18 protein-coding genes and 1 tRNA gene are annotated in these 17218 nt (G+C 64.2%); 8 read left to right on the top strand and 11 right to left on the bottom strand.

All coding sequences use genetic code 11. The features are described from left to right. The 8 genes from AC25Z0_RS02930 to AC25Z0_RS02895 all read right to left on the bottom strand — a co-directional run bounded on the left by AC25Z0_RS02930 (window position 1) and on the right by AC25Z0_RS02895 (window position 8411). Window positions 1-1095 carry a D-alanine--D-alanine ligase family protein gene (locus AC25Z0_RS02930; RefSeq protein ID WP_488132258.1) on the bottom strand — a complete coding sequence of 365 codons (1095 nt, stop codon included), beginning with the start codon at window positions 1093-1095 and terminating at the stop codon, window positions 1-3. Then, window positions 998-2125: an NAD(P)H-dependent glycerol-3-phosphate dehydrogenase gene (locus AC25Z0_RS02925; RefSeq protein ID WP_488118758.1), complete on the bottom strand. Its 1128-nt coding sequence runs from the start codon at window positions 2123-2125 to the stop codon at window positions 998-1000. The genes AC25Z0_RS02930 and AC25Z0_RS02925 overlap by 98 nt, the downstream gene beginning before the upstream one ends. After that, on the bottom strand, window positions 2115-2921 hold the full coding sequence (locus AC25Z0_RS02920) for a lysophospholipid acyltransferase family protein (RefSeq protein ID WP_488118757.1): 807 nt from the start codon (window positions 2919-2921) through the stop codon (window positions 2115-2117). Before AC25Z0_RS02920 ends, AC25Z0_RS02925 begins: the two co-directional genes overlap by 11 nt. Window positions 2922-2928: 7 nt before the next feature. Next, window positions 2929-4299 (bottom strand): UDP-N-acetylglucosamine 1-carboxyvinyltransferase, encoded by a 1371-nt coding sequence (gene murA / locus AC25Z0_RS02915; RefSeq protein WP_488118756.1) that lies wholly within the window; start codon window positions 4297-4299, stop codon window positions 2929-2931. Between the two features lie 7 nt (window positions 4300-4306). Continuing rightward, window positions 4307-4903, bottom strand: a complete 597-nt coding sequence (leuD, locus tag AC25Z0_RS02910; protein WP_488132257.1) for a 3-isopropylmalate dehydratase small subunit — start codon at window positions 4901-4903, stop codon at window positions 4307-4309. A 2-nt stretch (window positions 4904-4905) separates the two neighbouring features. Then, window positions 4906-6381: a 3-isopropylmalate dehydratase large subunit gene (leuC, locus tag AC25Z0_RS02905; protein WP_488132256.1), complete on the bottom strand. Its 1476-nt coding sequence runs from the start codon at window positions 6379-6381 to the stop codon at window positions 4906-4908. A gap of 146 nt (window positions 6382-6527) precedes the next feature. Further along, window positions 6528-7382 carry a PP2C family protein-serine/threonine phosphatase gene (locus tag AC25Z0_RS02900; protein WP_488118753.1) on the bottom strand — a complete coding sequence of 285 codons (855 nt, stop codon included), beginning with the start codon at window positions 7380-7382 and terminating at the stop codon, window positions 6528-6530. Window positions 7383-7388: 6 nt separating this feature from the next. Next, complete coding sequence (locus AC25Z0_RS02895; protein ID WP_488118752.1) at window positions 7389-8411, bottom strand: TerC family protein; 1023 nt, start codon at window positions 8409-8411, stop codon at window positions 7389-7391. A 244-nt stretch (window positions 8412-8655) separates the two neighbouring features. On the opposite strand from AC25Z0_RS02895, the gene AC25Z0_RS02890 reads away from it, so the two are divergent. Then, the gene (locus AC25Z0_RS02890) at window positions 8656-9006 is read left to right on the top strand and encodes a hypothetical protein (protein ID WP_488132255.1); all 351 of its coding nucleotides are present in this window, start codon (window positions 8656-8658) and stop codon (window positions 9004-9006) included. 114 nt (window positions 9007-9120) lie between these two features. Here the strand turns inward: AC25Z0_RS02890 and AC25Z0_RS02885 are convergent. Beyond that, window positions 9121-9193, bottom strand: a tRNA-Glu gene (locus tag AC25Z0_RS02885). 208 nt (window positions 9194-9401) lie between these two features. Between AC25Z0_RS02885 and AC25Z0_RS02880 the strand changes: the two genes are divergently transcribed. Then, complete coding sequence (locus AC25Z0_RS02880) at window positions 9402-10040, top strand: MBL fold metallo-hydrolase (RefSeq protein WP_488132254.1); 639 nt, start codon at window positions 9402-9404, stop codon at window positions 10038-10040. Window positions 10041-10096: 56 nt separating this feature from the next. Here the strand turns inward: AC25Z0_RS02880 and AC25Z0_RS02875 are convergent, their stop codons facing one another. Then, window positions 10097-11773 carry an MFS transporter gene (locus AC25Z0_RS02875; protein ID WP_488132253.1) on the bottom strand — a complete coding sequence of 559 codons (1677 nt, stop codon included), beginning with the start codon at window positions 11771-11773 and terminating at the stop codon, window positions 10097-10099. Between the two features lie 69 nt (window positions 11774-11842). Between AC25Z0_RS02875 and AC25Z0_RS02870 the strand changes: the two genes are divergently transcribed. From AC25Z0_RS02870 to AC25Z0_RS02845, 6 genes are all read left to right on the top strand, one after another. Then, on the top strand, window positions 11843-12412 hold the full coding sequence (locus AC25Z0_RS02870) for a TetR/AcrR family transcriptional regulator (RefSeq protein WP_488132252.1): 570 nt from the start codon (window positions 11843-11845) through the stop codon (window positions 12410-12412). Next, window positions 12409-12984 carry a pyridoxine/pyridoxamine 5'-phosphate oxidase gene (locus tag AC25Z0_RS02865; protein ID WP_488132251.1) on the top strand — a complete coding sequence of 192 codons (576 nt, stop codon included), beginning with the start codon at window positions 12409-12411 and terminating at the stop codon, window positions 12982-12984. Before AC25Z0_RS02870 ends, AC25Z0_RS02865 begins: the two co-directional genes overlap by 4 nt. 138 nt (window positions 12985-13122) lie before the next feature. Continuing rightward, window positions 13123-13626, top strand: coding sequence for a nucleoside deaminase (locus AC25Z0_RS02860; RefSeq protein WP_488132250.1), 504 nt, complete (start codon window positions 13123-13125; stop codon window positions 13624-13626). A 130-nt stretch (window positions 13627-13756) separates the two neighbouring features. Then, window positions 13757-14401, top strand: a complete 645-nt coding sequence (locus tag AC25Z0_RS02855) for a nucleotidyltransferase family protein (RefSeq protein ID WP_488132249.1) — start codon at window positions 13757-13759, stop codon at window positions 14399-14401. A 95-nt stretch (window positions 14402-14496) separates the two neighbouring features. Beyond that, the gene (locus AC25Z0_RS02850; protein WP_488132248.1) at window positions 14497-15177 is read left to right on the top strand and encodes a YoaK family protein; all 681 of its coding nucleotides are present in this window, start codon (window positions 14497-14499) and stop codon (window positions 15175-15177) included. Between the two features lie 73 nt (window positions 15178-15250). Next, a complete protein-coding gene (locus AC25Z0_RS02845) occupies window positions 15251-16825 on the top strand; it encodes a molybdopterin-dependent oxidoreductase (RefSeq protein WP_488132247.1) in 1575 nt (524 codons plus the stop codon). A 60-nt stretch (window positions 16826-16885) separates the two neighbouring features. Here the strand turns inward: AC25Z0_RS02845 and AC25Z0_RS02840 are convergent, their stop codons facing one another. Continuing rightward, window positions 16886-17098 (bottom strand): hypothetical protein, encoded by a 213-nt coding sequence (locus tag AC25Z0_RS02840; RefSeq protein WP_488132246.1) that lies wholly within the window; start codon window positions 17096-17098, stop codon window positions 16886-16888. Window positions 17099-17218: the final 120 nt, after the last annotated feature.

The raw sequence follows: 17218 nt of genomic DNA, 5'->3' as shown, positions 1-17218 counted from the left end.
TCAGGCTGCGTGTGACAGCGCAACCTCGATGAGTTCGTCGATAAGTGCCGGGTACGTGTACCCGCTGGCCAGCCAGCAGCTCGGGAACATGGAGATGGGCGTGAAGCCCGGCATCGTGTTGATCTCGTTGATGACCCAGCCGTCGGACGTGAGGAAGAAGTCAACTCGAGCAAGTCCGCTCGCGTCGATCGCCTCGAATGCCCTGATTGCCAGCGCCTGCATGTCGGCGAGCTCTGCATCGGTCAGTGCCGCCGGGCACACCAGGTCGATGCCTGGGGCGTCGAGGTACTTGGCCTCGAAGTCGTAGAAGTCCCGGCCGGTGACCACCACTTCGCCAGCCACGGATGCCCGTGTCGGCTCCCCCGGGCGGCCCTGGAGCACGGCGACCTCGATTTCGCGGCCGACGAGCGTCGATTCGATGAGCACCTTGCTGTCTTCGGCGAGAGCGAGTTCCATCGCGGCCGCGAGGTCTTCGACGGCCGAGACCTTGCTCACACCGACGCTGGACCCGGCTCTGGCCGGCTTCACGAATGCCGGGAGACCAAGGGTGGCCACTGCCGCGTATGCGAGCCCCTCGTCGGAGGCCCACTGTGCTGCGGTGATGGTGCGCCACGGCGCGACCGGAATCCCGGCCTGCGCGAAGACAGTCTTGGTGAAGTGCTTGTCCATGCCGAGCGCGGAGGCGAGCACGCCTGATCCGACGTATGGCAGGCCGACGAGTTCGAGCATGCCCTGGAGCGTGCCGTCCTCGCCGAACGGTCCGTGCAGGATTGGGAAGACCAGGTCGACGGTGCCGAGTGACCGGCTGACGCCGTCGGCGTCCACAACGGTCAGCTCGCGCGTCGCAGAGCTCTCCGGGAAGCGCACGCGGGTGCCGTTGTCGACAATCTCTGGCAACGCGTCGACATCAAGCGTGAACTTGGCCGAATCGTCGTCCTCAAGGATGAAGGCGCCGTCGCGCGTGATCCCGATGGGAATGACGTCGTAACGCTCGCGGTCAATTGCCGCCAGCACTCCGCCCGCCGTGGCGCAGCTGATCGAATGTTCGCTTGAACGCCCCCCAAAGAGCAGCGCTACCGTGAGCTTGTCCGTCATCAATCGTCCTTTCGCCCTGAGGCTGCCCAGAGTCGGTGGTGAGGTGAGGCGCGATATCCCGCGGAGCGAGCGTGCCGGCCAGGACCTGGCGCACCTGCTCCACGATCGGCATCTCAACACCGCGAGCCGTGGCGAGCTCCAGAATTGGTCCGACAGAGGCGAGTCCCTCTGTCGTCTGCTGCATCTGCTTCACCACGTCGTTGTAGCTGTAACCCTGGCCGAGAAGACGGCCAGCTGTATTGTTGCGCGACAAGGGCGACTGGCAGGTCGCAATCAAGTCGCCGAGACCCGCGAGTCCCGCAAGTGTTTCGGCCTGGGCACCATATGCCACGGCGAAGTCCGTCATTTCGACGAGTCCCCTGGTGATGATCGAGGCCTTGGTGTTCTCGCCGTAGCCGACACCGTCGACGATGCCGATCGCCACGGCGATGAGGTTCTTCAGCACGCCGCCGAACTCGGTGCCGATGACGTCGGTGTTGACGTATGACCTGAAATACCGGTTGCTGGCCAGCAAAGCAACCGCCTGGGCGGTCTCCAGGCTCGCGGAAGAGACCACGGCTGCCGTCGGCTGCTCCTTGGCGATTTCCAGCGCCAGGTTCGGGCCGGAGATCGCGGCGATCTTATCGCTCGAGATCGGGAGGATCTCGGCGATGACCTCGCTCATGCGCAAGCCAGTGGCGCGCTCGACGCCCTTCATCAGCGACACGATGATGGCATCTGGCGCAAGGAACGGCTCTGCGGCGATCAGGTTTTCGCGCAGGGACTGGCTCGGCACAGACACGAAGACCTGCTCTGCGCCCTGCAGCGCGAGTTCGAGGCTCGACGTGGCCCGAAGGTTTGCCGGCAGGTTGATGCCTGGCAGGTAGTCGCTGTTGCGACGAGCCTCTGAGATCTCCTTGGCGAGCTCAGGACGCCGGGCCCACAGCACGACATCCGCTCCACCGTCTGCCAGAATTTTCGCGAAGGTCGTCCCCCAGCTGCCGGCTCCCAGTACTGCGACTCGTGTCGGCGGCTGAACTTTAGGCTTCAAAACGGCCTGTCTCTTTCTGGTCGTGTGCTGCAGGGTTCCAGCGCTCTGCGGGTGCCTTTTCCTGGCGGATGTCTTCCAGGAGCACGGTGATGGCTGCCATGACAACGGCCGTCGCTTCGGTGAGCGTTGCGCTGTCGAGAGGGCGGCCCCTGAACTCCGTGAGTTCGAGAGGATCACCGATCTTCACAATGATGCGCTTACGCGGAAAAATGCTGATCTTCTTGGAATAGCGGGGCATGAGCTCCTGCGTGCCCCAGTGAGCGGCGGGGATGATGGGAATCCCCTGCTCGAGTGCGACACGCACGGCGCCGGTCTTGCCGCGCATCGGCCACAGGTCAGGGTCGCGCGTGAGCGACCCTTCTGGGTACACGACAACCATCTGGCCCTTTTCGACCAGAAGCTCCGCGGCCTTCACCGGCTCGCTGCCGCGCACAGACCCACCACGCTGAACCGGAATCTGTCCCGATTTCTTCAAGAGGTAGCCGACGACCGGAATCTTGAACAGTGATCCCTTGGCCATGAAGCGCGGCAACCGGCCAAGCTTCCAGGCGACGACGCCCATCACAACGGGATCGATCTCGCTGTAGTGGTTGGGCGCGAAAACGAACGCCCCCGTGCGCGGGAACTTGTCGCGGTCCCTGATGTCGTAGCTGGCAGCCAGGTTCATCACGGGTAGCGCGATACCGGCCAACAGCCAGAACACCGACGGACGGCTCTTCTCAGAGCGAACTTTCTTGGTACTGGTTCGGTGAGGGGAAGCGGGTGCTGAGTCTGGCGCTGAATTCGGTGCGGTCACAGACTCATTATCCTTCGAGATCGAAGTCCGCCCCGAGCAACGCCAGCTTGGTGATGAAGTTCTCATAGCCGCGGCTGATGATTCCGACGTTACTGACCGTCGACGTTCCCTCTGCAGAGAGCGCCGCAATCAGGTGGCTGAAGCCACCGCGCAGGTCGGGGACCTCAATGTCGGCACCGTGCAGCTTCGCCGGGCCCAGGATGACGGCCGAGTGGTTGAAGTTGCGCTGGCCGAATCGGCAGGGATGTCCGCCGAGGCATTCCTTGTGGATCTGGATGGTTGCACCCATCTCGACCAGGGCGTCGGTGAAACCGAAGCGCTGCTCGTACACGGTCTCGTGCACGATCGACATGCCCTTGGCCTTGGTGAGCGCGACAACGAGCGGCTGCTGCCAGTCGGTCATGAAGCCGGGGTGAACATCCGTTTCGATGATGACGGGCTTCAGGTCTCCACCTGGGTGGTAGAAGCGGATGCCGTCATCGTGGATCTCGAATGCGCCGCCGACCTTGCGGAAGACGTTGAGGAAGGTGAGCATCTCGGCCTGCTTGGCTCCGCCGACGAAGATGTCGCCGTCGGTGGCCAGCGCTGCGGCAGCCCAGCTGGCTGCCTCATTGCGGTCGAAGAGTGCACGGTGACGGTAGCCCTCGAGGCGCTCGACGCCCTCGATGCGAATCACGCGGTCGGTGTCGACCGTGATGATGGCACCCATCTTCTGCAGGATGTTGATGAGATCCATGATCTCTGGCTCGATCGCGGCGCCCTTGAGCTCCGTGATGCCCTCTGCGCGCACAGCCGTGAGCAGAACCTGCTCAGTGGCTCCGACGCTCGGGTACGGCAGGTCGACCTTGGTGCCCTTGAGGCCGTTGGGTGCAGACATGCGGATGCCGTTGGGCTGCTTCTCGACGACGGCGCCGAACTTGCGCAGCACCTCAAGGTGGTAGTCGATGGGGCGGTCGCCGATGCGGCAGCCACCGAGGTCTGGAATGAACGCTTCGCCGAGACGGTGCAGCAGCGGGCCGCAGAAGAGGATCGGGATGCGCGACGAACCAGCGTGCGCGTCGATGTCGGCGAAGTGCGCGCTCTCAACGTTGACGGGGTCGAGGATGAGGTCGCCCTCTTCGGCGCCGTCCGTCACCTTCACACCGTGGACCTCGAGGAGTCCACGGACGATGCGCACATCGCTGATGTTGGGGACATCCTTCAGGATGCTGGGGCTCTCTCCGAGGAGAGCTGCGACCATCGCCTTCGTAACGAGGTTTTTAGCCCCTTTGAGTTCGATGCGTCCGACAAGCGGAATACCGCCGCGGATGGTGATCCTGTCGCCGAGAAGACCGACGGCAGCACCGTGGTTCTGCGCGTCTTCGCCGAGTGTGCTCACTAATTACCTACTTTGCGGGGAGTGTCTGGGGTCGCCATGACTCCCGTTGGGATTCGAATTCTGCTATTCGCGCTTCATCACGCAGGGTAAGACCGATGTCATCGAGTCCTTCCAGCAGCCGCCATCTAGTGTAATCGTCGATGTCGAAGCTAACTGAGAGCGTACCCAGCCGAGCAGTTTTAGTAACCAGATCGACGGTCAGTTCTATTCCGGGTTCTGCCTCAATTGCCGTCCACAGCAGCTCGGCATCCGCTTCGCTGATGGTGCCGGCGAGCAGCCCCTGCTTGCCGGAGTTGCCCCGGAAAATGTCGCCGAACCGCGGGCTCAGCACAACATCGAAACCGAAGTCGCGGAGTGCCCACACGGCGTGCTCACGAGAGGAACCAGTGCCGAAGTCGGCGCCGGCGACCAGGACGCGGGCGCCCTGGTATGCGGGCTGGTTCAGGATGAAGTCTGGGTCCTGGCGCCATCCGTAGAACAGCGCGTCTTCGAAGCCGGTCTTGGTGACGCGCTTGAGGAAGACCGCAGGAATGATCTGGTCGGTGTCGACATTCGAGCGACGGAGCGGCACGGCAACGCCGGTGACAGTGGTGAATTTCTGCATGGCTACTGAGCCTCCTGCTCTGTCGAGGTCGACGTGGACGCTGACGCTGTGATGAGGTCCCAGGGGCTCGACAGCGTACCCCTGATTGCGGTGGCCGCGGCCACCAGCGGGGAAACGAGGTGCGTGCGCCCGCCCTTGCCCTGCCTGCCCTCGAAGTTTCGGTTGCTGGTCGACGCGCAACGCTCGCCTGGGGCCAGCTGGTCTGGGTTCATGCCGAGGCACATGGAACAGCCGGCGAAACGCCACTCTGCACCGAACTCGGTGAAGATCTTGTCGAGGCCTTCAGCCTCTGCTTCGATACGCACGCGGGCAGAACCGGGCACGACGAGCATCCGCACGCCGTCTGCCATTTTCTGGCCCTTGACGATCTCCGCCGCGGCACGCAGGTCTTCGACACGGCTGTTCGTGCATGAGCCGAGGAAGACGGTGTCGACGCGAATGTCCTTCATCGGCGTTCCGGCGGCGATATCCATGTACTCCAGCGCGCGCTCTGCAGCCGAGCGCTCGTTGGCGTCCTGGATGTCTGCCGGGTTCGGAACCGACTCTGAGAGCGAGACACCCTGGCCGGGGTTGGTCCCCCAGGTGACGAAAGGCTCGAGGGTGTTCGCGTCGAGGATGACCTCTGCATCGAACGTTGCGCCCTCATCGGTGGCGAGCGTGTCCCAATAGGCGACAGCGTCGTCCCAGTCCTGGCCGGCCGGCGCGTGTGCACGGCCCTGCAGGTAGTCGTAGGTGATCTGGTCTGGTGCGACCATTCCGGCGCGGGCGCCGGCCTCGATCGACATGTTGCAGATCGTCATGCGGCCCTCCATGGAGAGCGAGCGGATGGCGCTGCCACGGTATTCGAGCACGTAGCCCTGTCCACCGCCGGTGCCGATCTTCGCGATCACAGCCAGGATGATGTCCTTGGCCGTCACACCGGGGCGCAGCTCACCATCAACGGTGATGGCCATGGTCTTGAACGGCTTCAGCGGCAGGGTCTGCGTGGCCATGACGTGCTCGACCTCGCTGGTACCGATACCGAACGCCATGGCACCGAAGGCGCCGTGGGTTGAGGTGTGTGAGTCGCCGCAGACGACGGTGATGCCGGGCTGGGTCAGGCCGAGCTGCGGGCCGACGACGTGCACGATGCCCTGCTCGATGTCTCCCAGCGAGTGCAGGCGGATGCCGAATTCCTCGCAGTTGCGGCGCAGCGTCTCGATCTGCGTTCGGCTGGTGAGGTCGGCGATGGGCCGGTCGATGGCCAGCGTCGGCGTGTTGTGGTCTTCCGTTGCGATGGTGAGGTCTGGACGCCGAACGGGGCGACCGGCCACGCGCAGGCCGTCGAATGCCTGGGGGCTGGTGACCTCGTGCACGAGGTGCAGGTCAATGTAGATCAGGTCTGGCGTGCCGTTTTCGCCCTTGGCGACCAGATGTTTGTCCCAGACCTTCTCGGCCAGGGTGCGGGGGCGATCACTCGCAAATGCTGCGTTAGTCATGGTGCGTCTTCCTCAGTGATTGGTGGTCAGCCAACGACGAACTCCGCGACGAGAATGGCCTTTAAAATTGGGGCTCGTCGCGGCACAGAAGAAGAAGTCGACCGAACAGCACGCTTCAGGCTAACACCTTCAACCGGTGCGACGCGCTAACCGACTGGCGGAGTATCTGGCGTGGGGCTGGGTTCATCCGGCGTGCTGATGGGCAGGCTGGTGGTGGAGAACGAGTCAATGAAGATGACGCTCACATTGTCGCGAGCACCGCGGGAGATCGCGGCCTCGACGAGTGCATCCGCGATGGTGCTGCGCGCCTCAGGTGTGGCAGCGCGCCGGGCAACTATGCGTTCGATGTCGTGCGCGTCGAGTTCTTTGGTGAGGCCGTCTGAACAGAGCAAGAAGGAATCCTCCGCGCCGACGGGCAGCATCCACACATCAGGATCGACAAACTCGTCTGCCCCAATCGCCCTGGTAATGACGTTCCGCTCAGGGTGGTGCTCTGCGTCGCTGAGCGAGATGAGGCCGGCGTCGACGAGTTCCTGCACGGCAGAGTGGTCGACGCTGATCTGCCGCAGGTGTCGGCCATCCCAGCGGTAGAGGCGGGAATCGCCAACGTTGAACGCCATCCAGAAGTAGCCGAGCCCGTCACCGGCGTCGACGAATGCGACGCCGGTGAGCGTGGTGCCCGAGATTGCCGTACCGAAGTCATCCGTTGCGCTGAGGTCTCTGACCGCATCGTTCGACGAGTGGATGGCGTCGAGGATTCGCTCAGGGGTTGACGGTTCGCCCTGCGCGATGTGCTCATCGAAGACGCGCACGACGGTCTGGCTGGCCGCATCTCCCCTGGCGTGACCACCCATGCCATCTGCCACCAGGAAGACCGGCGACTGGGTCATCATGCTGTCTTCGTTTGCGGTGCGAACCATGCCGACATCGCTCCGCGCACTGAACAGGATCTGAATTCGCGAGAGCGGAAGTGTCAGGTAGCTCTCTCCAGTGCGCGTCACGTGCGGTTACTCCTCGATCGGGTGGGAAATTTCCTCTGCGAGAGTGTGACCGCGCTTACGTGCATCATGACTCGCCTTGATCAGGCTAGCGATTGTGGCGACCGCCATGGAAATGATGATGACGGCGAGCGACGTCCAGGTGCCGATCTCCGGCGCCCATTCGAAGCCTTCGCCACCGTTCAGGAACGGCACTTCATTGGTGTGCAGCGCGTGGAGCACGAGCTTCACACCGATAAAGGCGAGGATGAACGCGATGCCGTACTTAAGGTACTCGAGGCGCTCCAACAGCCCGCCAAGCAGGAAGTAGAGCTGGCGGAGGCCCATCAGGGCGAAGATATTCGCCGTGAAGACGATGAACGGACTCGTCGTGATTCCGAAGATGGCCGGAATGGAATCCAGCGCGAAGAGCAGGTCTGTCGTGCCGATTGCGATGAAGACGATGAGCATCGGCGTAAAGAACTTCTTACCGTCGATGACGGTGCGAATCTTGGATCCGTCGTAGCCCTCAGAGATTTTCATGTGGCGACGCAGGAAGCGGATGAAGCCATTCTCGCCGTCGCCGTCGTCTTCCTTGGCCACAGCCTGGTGTACGGCTGTGTAGAGCAGGAATGCGCCGAAGATGTAGAAGATCCAGCTGAAGTTCTCAATGAGCGATGCACCGAGCAGGATGAAGATTCCGCGCAGGACGAGGGCGATGATGATTCCCACCATCAGCACTTCCTGCTGGTACTTCCTCGGCACCTTGAACCTGGACATGATGATCACGAACACGAACAGGTTGTCGATGCTCAGGCTGTACTCCGTGAGCCAGCCGGCCAGGAATTGCCCGGCATGTTCCGCATCGGCGAAGTACAGCATGCAGGCGGCGAAGATGAGCGCGAGCACAATGTAGAAGACCACCCAGAGCGTTGACTCTTTGACCGATGGAATGTGCGGGCGTTTGAAAACGAGCAGGAGATCCGCAACCAGGATCAGCGTCAAGAGGACGAGGGATCCGACTTCAAATGCGATGGGGAGCTGAAGTTCCACGGAGGACCTTTCGAAGGAAGGGATGTGCTGGACGCAGCACGGAATCTGAAAGTCTCTCCCGCATCAAGATTCTGATGCCACCGTGCCCGGGACCCCGACGATGCGGCCCGTACTGACGATCACGGCATAGGACCCGAATCGAGTCCAGAGGGATACTCCCCTTCACCCGTAAGAGCCTACCCGACCAGCACTGTACGCCGGCACAGGCCTGACCATCCCGTCTGAGGAGTGGTTAGCTGGCACCGTGACTCAGGACTTGATGAGTGCCGAGCAGAATGTGCGACGCATCATGTGGACGGGCACCGTGTGGTTCGCGGCGGCTGTTGGCAGCGTCGCCGTCACGCTTGGTCTCCTGCTGGCGTCCGGGTGGCGGCCAGCCGTCTTGTCAGTGAGTGGACAAGTCGCGTGGTGGGTGGCATCCGCTCTGGTCACGCTGAGCGTTGGACTGCTCGGCTGGTCTGGCTGCCCGATCCTGGAAGTCGACGTTCCCACCGCCGACCGGAACAAGACGTGGACGATGCGGCTCGGCACCCTGCTGTTCATCGTCGGGGGCGCGCTGGCACTGCTCGCGATTCTTCTCGGGCCTGCTGGCTGACAGCAGCATTCGCATTCACCGAATCGAGCGGCGCTGCCGCTTCGTAAACTGAAGTTGAGGGCACTTAACGAAAAAAGCCCGATTCCCTTATAAAATAAGGGAATCGGGCAGTTGTGACCCCAGCGGGATTCGAACCCGCGTTACCGCCGTGAGAGGGCGATGTCCTAGGCCGCTAAACGATGGGGCCGTTTTTGCAACTCAATGAGTATGCCACACAGATCACGTGCTTTCCAAATTGAGGAAGACCCACGTAAAAACGCGGCACGCGGTGGCAGATTTTCCACGTGCCGGGGAGGCTGGTGCCACCACAGTATCTGGCGCACCGGCACTGAGGGAAGAGTGCGGTGACAATTAGTCACGTTGCGCCACCGATCGATTGGGTATTAGCTCGCCCTATGGAACTGACAAAGCTTGAGCACGCAGCCCTTCTCCTGCAGATCGGCTCGCACAAACTGGTAATCGATCCAGGAAACTTCACCACGCCCCTCACAGACACGGCGGGTACTGACGCGGTCGTCATCACCCACGAGCACGCTGACCACTGGACTCCAGAGCAGCTCGACCGAGTCATCGAGATGAATCCAGACGTTCGGCTCTTCGGTCCGGCCGGGGTTGCTGCGGCCGCACCCGACTACAACATCGAGGTGGTCGCTCATGGTGACGTCATCGAGATCGACCCATTCACCCTGCGCTTCTTCGGAGAGAAGCACGCCGTGATCCACGCGTCGATCCCGGTGATCGACAACGTGGGCGTGCTCGTCAACGACACGCTGTACTACCCAGGAGACTCCTTCACCATCCCGGACGGCGTCGAGGTGAACACCCTCGCCGCTCCTGCCGGCGCTCCCTGGCTCAAGATCGGTGAGTCAATGGATTTTGTGACAGCGGTCGGCGCCCAGCGCGTCTTCCCCACCCACGACATCGTGCTGTCCCGGATCGGGAAAGACCTCGCGGACGTGCGCCTGAAGAGTGCCGCAGAGGGCGCAGGCGGCGAATACCACCCGCTGCAGCCCGGCGAGAGCCTCTCGATCTAGCCGATTCCTGGATCGGGGCTGGTTGCCCGACCTGGCTGACTACCCGAGCTGGCCGACTACTCGACCTGAGCCGTGTCCTCGTTCGAGCGACCGAGAGTCAGCGCAGCGATGACGGCCGCGGCCAGCACCAGGGCAACACCGATCCAGGCCGTCACGCCAACACCACTATCGAAGGCGTGCCGCGCGGACTCCATCAGCGCCTCGGCCTGGGCGGCCGGCAGTCCGTCTGCCACCGCAGCGGCGCCACCGATGGTCTCCCCTGCCGCGCGCGCCGCGTCAGCGGACAAGCCGGAGGGCAGCACGATCGCCGCGCGGTACGCAACGGTGATCATCGTGCCGAGGATCGCCGTTCCCAGTACAGCCCCGAACTCATAGGCCGTTTCGGAAATAGCGGATGCCGCCCCAGCCTTGTTCGCCGGGGCAGCAGACAGGATGATCTCGTTCGACACGGTCTCGGCGGCCCCGATGCCGACACCAAGGGCGACGAAGGCAATCATGAGTGTGACCGCACTGAGGTCGCCGGCCATCATCGCAACTGCCGCGTATCCGCTCGCCGAGATGAGGAGGCCGACCGGCACCACGATGCTCGCCCGCACCCGCCTGGCAATAGGCACGATGACGAGGCCGGCCACGATCATGGCCACCGAACCGGGCAGCAGAGTGAGACCAGCGTCGATCGGATCTTGCCCGAGTACCAGCTGGAGGTGCTGCGCCACGAAGAAGAGCCCGCCGACGAGCGCGATGACGCTGAGCAGGTTGACCATGACGGCCCCGCTGAATGCCGCGCGGCTGAACAGGCGCACATCAAGCATGGGGTCTGGACGGCGCAGTTGGCGACGGACGAACCACGTGCCGGCCGCAAGTCCTGCCACCATGGTGAGGCCACCGACAAGATTCAGCCCCTCAGTCGCCAGTGATTTGATGCCGTAGACGACCGGGGCCATGGTGGCGAACGACAGCAGGATGCTGGGAACGTCGATGCGGCCCGGCTTCGGGTCCTTCGACTCCGGAATGAGGATCGGCGTGAGGATCAGAAGCGGCACCAGCACGGGAACGGCGATCAGGAAGACTGAGCCCCACCACCAGTTGGCCAGCATCACTCCCCCGACGATCGGTCCGAGTGCAGAACCTGCGCCAAAGGCAGACGCCCAGACCGCAATCGCCAATCGGCGCTGGTCGCGGTTGACGAAGATACTGCGCAGCAGCGACAGCGTTGACGGCATCAACATGGCGCCGAACACACCAAGGAGCGCCCGAGCGAGAATCAGCATTTCAGTGGTGGGCGCGAAGGCGGCGAACACCGACACGACGGCGAACCCGACGGAGCCGACCATGAGCAAGCGGCGGCGCCCGATGCGATCGGCCAGGCTGCCCATGGACACCAGCAGGCCCGCGAGCACCAGCGGGTAGATATCGACGATCCAGAGCAGTCCGGCACCAGTGGGCTCGAGGGACTTCGAGATGGCAGGCAGCGCGACGTTGAGCACAGTGTTGTCGACCGACACCAAAAGCACCGGCAGCATCAGGACGACCAGGGCTATCCATTGCTTGCGACCGGCTCGCGGCTGGGCGCGCCCTGTTGTCGGCTGGGCGCGCCCAGTTATCGGCACGCTGCCGCGACCGCGAGCGGCGGTCGTGGCATCCGTTTCGATGGGCGTCGTCACGCTGGTTCCCCTTAGTTCAATGTCAGCTAGGTCGATGACAGCTAGCTCAGTGTCAGTGTCGGTGAACATTTCGTTACTGTACCGGCTGGACGGTATAGTAACACGGCAGGCCCCGGACTCTCTGGATACGATGTGGACGTGACATTGACCCCTACCACCCGTGATCGACTGCTGGACGCATTCGAAGACATCCTCATCCAAGACGGCGAGCGCGCCGCAACCCTCGAGGCCGTTGCAGCGAAGGCCGGCGTCTCCAAGGGGGGCCTGCTCTACCACTTCACCTCGAAGGATGCCCTCGCAAACGGGATGACCGATCGCCTCCTCGCCGCGGTTGCCGAGGACGTTGTGCGGATGCGAGCGGCGCCGGAAGGCATCGTGGCCTATTTCGTTCGCTCGTCGGTGTCGATCGGCAGCCCGCTGGACCGCGGAATCATCGCCGCCACCCACCTGGCCCAGGGATCGCACCCCAAGGTCAAGGAGGCGCTGCAGGCTATGCAGAGCCAGTATCTGGAGGTCATCAAGCTCGACGTGCATGACCCCACCGTCGCCCGCGCGGTCATGCTTCTCTGCGACGGGCTGTATTACAACTCTGCGCTGCTCCCCGCCGCCGGAACCATCGTGCCTGACGAGAGCGGCATGGATGACCTCGTGGCTCTCGTTGCGACTTTGGCGGCGTCTGGCGCTCACGGTTCAGCACCCTCAGCATGAACACGGCCGTCGATCCCCTCGCGCTTCTCGGCCAGTGGCTGCCAGGCTCCGAGAGCGAGCAACGCCCCGTGATGACGCTCAGCACAATCGGTGACGACGGCTACCCAGACGCGCGCAGTGTGCTGCTGAGCGCGTTCGATGGCTCAGCGGTGTACTTTCACACCGACATCCGCTCACGTAAAGCCGAAGAATTGGCCGCGAACCCCCGGGTTGCCCTCGTGCTCGCATGGCCGGAGCTCGGCCGACAGGTGACGCTGCAGGGCGATGCCCAACTGACCAGCCGCGAACAGGCAGCGGATGCTTATGCCGACACGTCCCGCTATCTCCAGTTGCTCGCGTGGCTCAACACGCCGGAGATCGCCGCGCTGCCCGAAGACGCCCGCCACGCACGCTGGGCGGAATTCAGCTCTGCTCACCCTGAGGGCACGCTCGCTGTACCGGCCACCTGGGTCGGCTTTCGCGTCGTTCCCGTTCGCATCACCTTCTGGCGGGGCGATACAGAGGGGCCGAGCACTCGCGTCGAGTACCGGCGCGCCGGCACGGCCTGGGTGACGACGATACTTCCCGGCTAGCTGGGCGCGCGCCACTGATGGCCTGACACATGTCCGACATCAGCGGCTGCTACCGTCAACCTCCGGAGGACACATGAACCAGGAATTCGACGTGGTGGGCATTCGCGCTTGGGCAGGTTTCGTATGGGCAGGTCTCGCATGAGTGGCGTCAACGCCGTTCCCGGGGGTGCTGCGCCAGCCGATGCCGAGTGGCTGCAGCACGCGGTCGATCTGGCCGTGGCCAATGTCGCGGACGGCGGAGGGCCCTTCGGCGCGCTCATCACGCTGGACGGAGAACTGGTCTCCACCGGGCAGAACCGTGTGACGCGCGACAGCGACCCGACTGCTCACGCTGAGGTGCAGGCCATCCGCGCTGCATGCGCCGCCCTCGGTGCGTTCTCGCTGGCCGGAGCGACGCTGTACACGTCATGCGAGCCCTGCCCGATGTGCGTGTCCGCCGCCCTGTGGGCGCGCGTCGACCGCATTGTCTTCGCCGCCGATCGCGATGACGCCGCACGTGGCGGATTCGATGATCGCGAGTTCTACGAGCTGTTCACGCGTGATCGGGCAACCTGGCCGACCGAGCTCGTCAGCAACCGGCTGCCGAGCGCCACAGCGCCGTTCGATGCCTGGCTGGCAGACACGGCGCGCACCAGCTACTGATTCACGGAGCAGCTCACACACCGCGCAGTTCACACCGTGCGGGTCGCATGCTGTTCGCACCTGAAGAGGCCGACGGCATCTGTGTGCCTTCGTGAGTGCATCCGCTGCGCTTTAGCGGTTGACTGTGGTCATGACGAAGCCTGCTGGCCCCAGCGACGTTGACCCATCCCGCGCCGGCCCATCCCGCGCCGGCCCATCCTGCGCCGGCTTGCTGCTGGCAGCCGGTGCCGGGACCCGCATGGGACTCCCGAAGGCGCTGGTGCGAGGAGCGGATGGCGTGCCGTGGCTTGTCCGCGCGATTGCCCTCCTGCAGGGTGCCGGCTGCGATCCGATCGTGGTGGTCCTCGGCGCTGAAGCGGATGCCGCCCGGCAGCTGCTCCCCCATGATGAGCGTGTCCTGCCGGTGGTGAGCGCCCGCTGGAGCGCAGGCATGGGCGAATCGCTGCGAGACGGGATGGCCGCCGTGTCAGAGCACGCCCCATCCGCGCCGGCGGTGGTGATCACCCTCGTCGACCTGCCGGGCCTCTCCAGCGATGTCATGGCCCGCCTCACCGACGGCGTGACGCAGGACACCCTGCGCCAGGCGACGTTCGACGCGCGGCCAGGTCACCCCGTGGTCGTTGGACGGGACCACTGGGCCGAGTTCAGTGCCGGGTTGGCGGGCGACACTGGCGGGCGTGGGTACCTCCGCACGGCTGGGGCTGCACTGGTGGAGTGCGGCGACCTGGGCGACGGCAGGGACGTCGATACTCCGGAGCAGCTGAAGCACAGCTGAAGCGGGGGCTACTCACCACCCGCGGATTTACGCACTCGAGCCACATACGCTTTGATTGCTCTCGGCAACCGACCGCCATAACGCCAAGGAGAACAATGTCGAAGACCGCAGAGCAGGACAAGCTCCACCTCATGCTCATGCTCGCTTTGACGTTCTCAACGGGTGTGATCGACGCAGTCGGCTACCTCGGGCTCGACCGCGTCTTCACCGGCAACATGACCGGAAACGTCGTCATCCTTGGCATGGGGTTGCTCGGTGCAGATGACCTGCCGATCGTCGGTCCGGTGGTTGCGCTGGCGTGCTTCATGCTCGGCGCCGCCGTCGCAGGACGCGTGCTCCGTCCGATTCCCTCCGGCTGGACCGGCAGGTCGACCACCCTCTTCGGTGTCGTCGGCGCCATCCTCGCCGGTGCCGCCGTCGTCGTGCTTCCGTTTGCCGGTGAGATTCCGCTCGCACTCCAGTTCGTGATCACAGGCGCCCTTGGTTTCGCGATGGGCATGCAGGCGGGCACCGCCAGGCACATCGCGGTGAAGGACGTCACTACTGTCGTCGTCACGTCGACCCTCACCGGATTGGCCGCGGATTCACGCTTTGCAGGCAATACCGGCCAGCAGTGGAAGCGTCGCGCTGGGGCCGTGGTCCTGATCGGGCTCGGCGCGCTGGTCGGCGCCGCAGCGCTGCACGTTGACATGGCGTTGGGCCTCGGCATCGCCGCCGCGATCACTATCGTGGTCGCGGCTCTCGGTCACGTGAAGTCCGGCACCGCCGCGCGCTGAGCTGCGCACGGGCTGCGTGAACACACCGGCCAACGCTCGACCGGATCACAGCATCCGTTCGTATGCTCGCCACATGGTTCCCCGAGACGCAGCCCGGCCGTCATCCAGCGCCTGGTGGCAGGTCGCGGCCGGCTGCGCCGCCGTACTCGCCGGAGTGGGCGCAGCTGAGCTGGTCAGCGCACTCGTCGCGCAGAACGGCAGCCCGATTCTCGTCGTCGGGGCTCTCGTGATCGACCTCGTGCCGGGCTGGCTCAAGGACGCCGTCATTGCCGCTTTCGGCACAGCAGACAAGGCCGTGCTCATCGTGTCACTCGCGATTGTGCTGCTCGTCGGAGCGGCTGCCGCCGGCATCCTGGAGTATCGACGGCCACCGTTTGGTCGCCTGCTGATCCTGCTCGGCGGGGCCATCGGTGTCGCCGCAGCACTCACCCGTGCCGGCGCGTCGGTGATGGATGCCGTGCCATCCGTCGTCGCTGTGCTGATTGGCGCGTATCTCCTGCAGCTTCTCACTCGGCGCTTGCGCGATCTCGAGCACGAGGCGGCGACATCCGTTTCATCCGCCGGAGTCACTCCCCGTGAAGCGCTCACCCGGCGCCGATTTCTCACCGCGACAGGGACCGGCGCGGGAATCGGCATGCTTGCCCTCATCGCTGGACAGGTGATCTCGACCGGGTACCGCGCGGCAAGCGCCACCCGTGCGATCTTCACGCTCCCGCAGCCCGCGGTCACTGCTCCGCCTATCCCCCCGGCCGCATCCCTCGACGTGCCTGGACTCACTCCCCTCATCACGCCGAACGCTGACTTCTATCGCATCGACACGGCGCTGCAGATCCCCGGCATTGACCCGGCGAACTGGACTCTGAAGATCACCGGCATGGTGGAGAACGAGGTCACGCTCACGTTCGACGACCTGCTGAAGTTGCCGCTCGAGGAGAGCACGACCACCCTCACGTGCGTGTCGAACGAGGTGGGCGGCGACCTCATTGGGAATGCAACCTGGCTCGGGTATCCGATTCGGAATCTGCTGGCGCAGGCGAAGCCGCTGGCCGACGCCGACATGGTCCTGTCGCGCAGCCAGGACGGTTGGACGGCCAGTACACCCATCGAGGCCCTCACCGACGATCGCAACGCCATACTGGCCATTGGCATGAATGGCGCCCCGCTTCCTCTTGAGCACGGCTACCCGGTTCGAATGGTCGTGCCTGGCCTCTACGGCTACGTCTCTGCCACCAAGTGGGTCGTGCAACTCGAGGTCACGCGTTTCGATGCCGCAACGTCGTACTGGACCGATCGGGGCTGGTCTGAACAGGGGCCGATCAAGTTGTCGTCGCGCATCGACGTGCCATCAGGGGGCACCGTCGACGCCGGGGACGTGGTCGTAGCCGGTGTCGCGTGGTCACAGCACACCGGGATCAGCGCCGTCGAGGTGCGGGTCGACGATGGGGAATGGAACACCGCCACCCTGGCCGACGCGCTCTCCATCGATACCTGGCGCCAGTGGAAATGGGTGTGGCCAGCGACCGCCGGCACACACAGCCTGCGGGTTCGGGCGACGGATGCCAACGGGCTGGTTCAGACAGCCAAGGTCACCAACGTGGTTCCAGACGGCGCGACCGGCCTGGACAGCAGATCGATCACCGTGAGATAAATACAACTGAGATACAAGAGCAACGCAAGAACTGCGCCTGCTGCGCCGCCGCCGCACTGCTTAGAGCAGGCGACTCCCGCGCTCGATCTGCTCCTGCACGCTGCGCAGCGCCTCAGCCTGTTCCGCGCTCTCCGCGCTCTGTGGCCCGGTTTTACGCGACTGGTCGAGGCGATGGCGCCGCGTCAGAGTCATCGCGAGAATAATCACCACGACGATCACAATGAGCCCACCACCCGACGCGATAATTGCACCTGTCAACATGCCAACCCCCATTGCCGTTCCTTCTGCACACGGTAGCAATAGCCGTCGGCCGCTCCGGCAGGCTCACCAGCGCTGTGACCGAGCTGTGACCTATCGGCGTCGCACGGGCAGAAGGCGAGCCTCCGGCATCCG

It is taken from the genome of Leifsonia sp. Y862, assembly GCF_057669585.1.
Note: the sequence above shows the minus strand (reverse complement) of the source record. Positions and strands in the feature narration are given on the sequence as shown.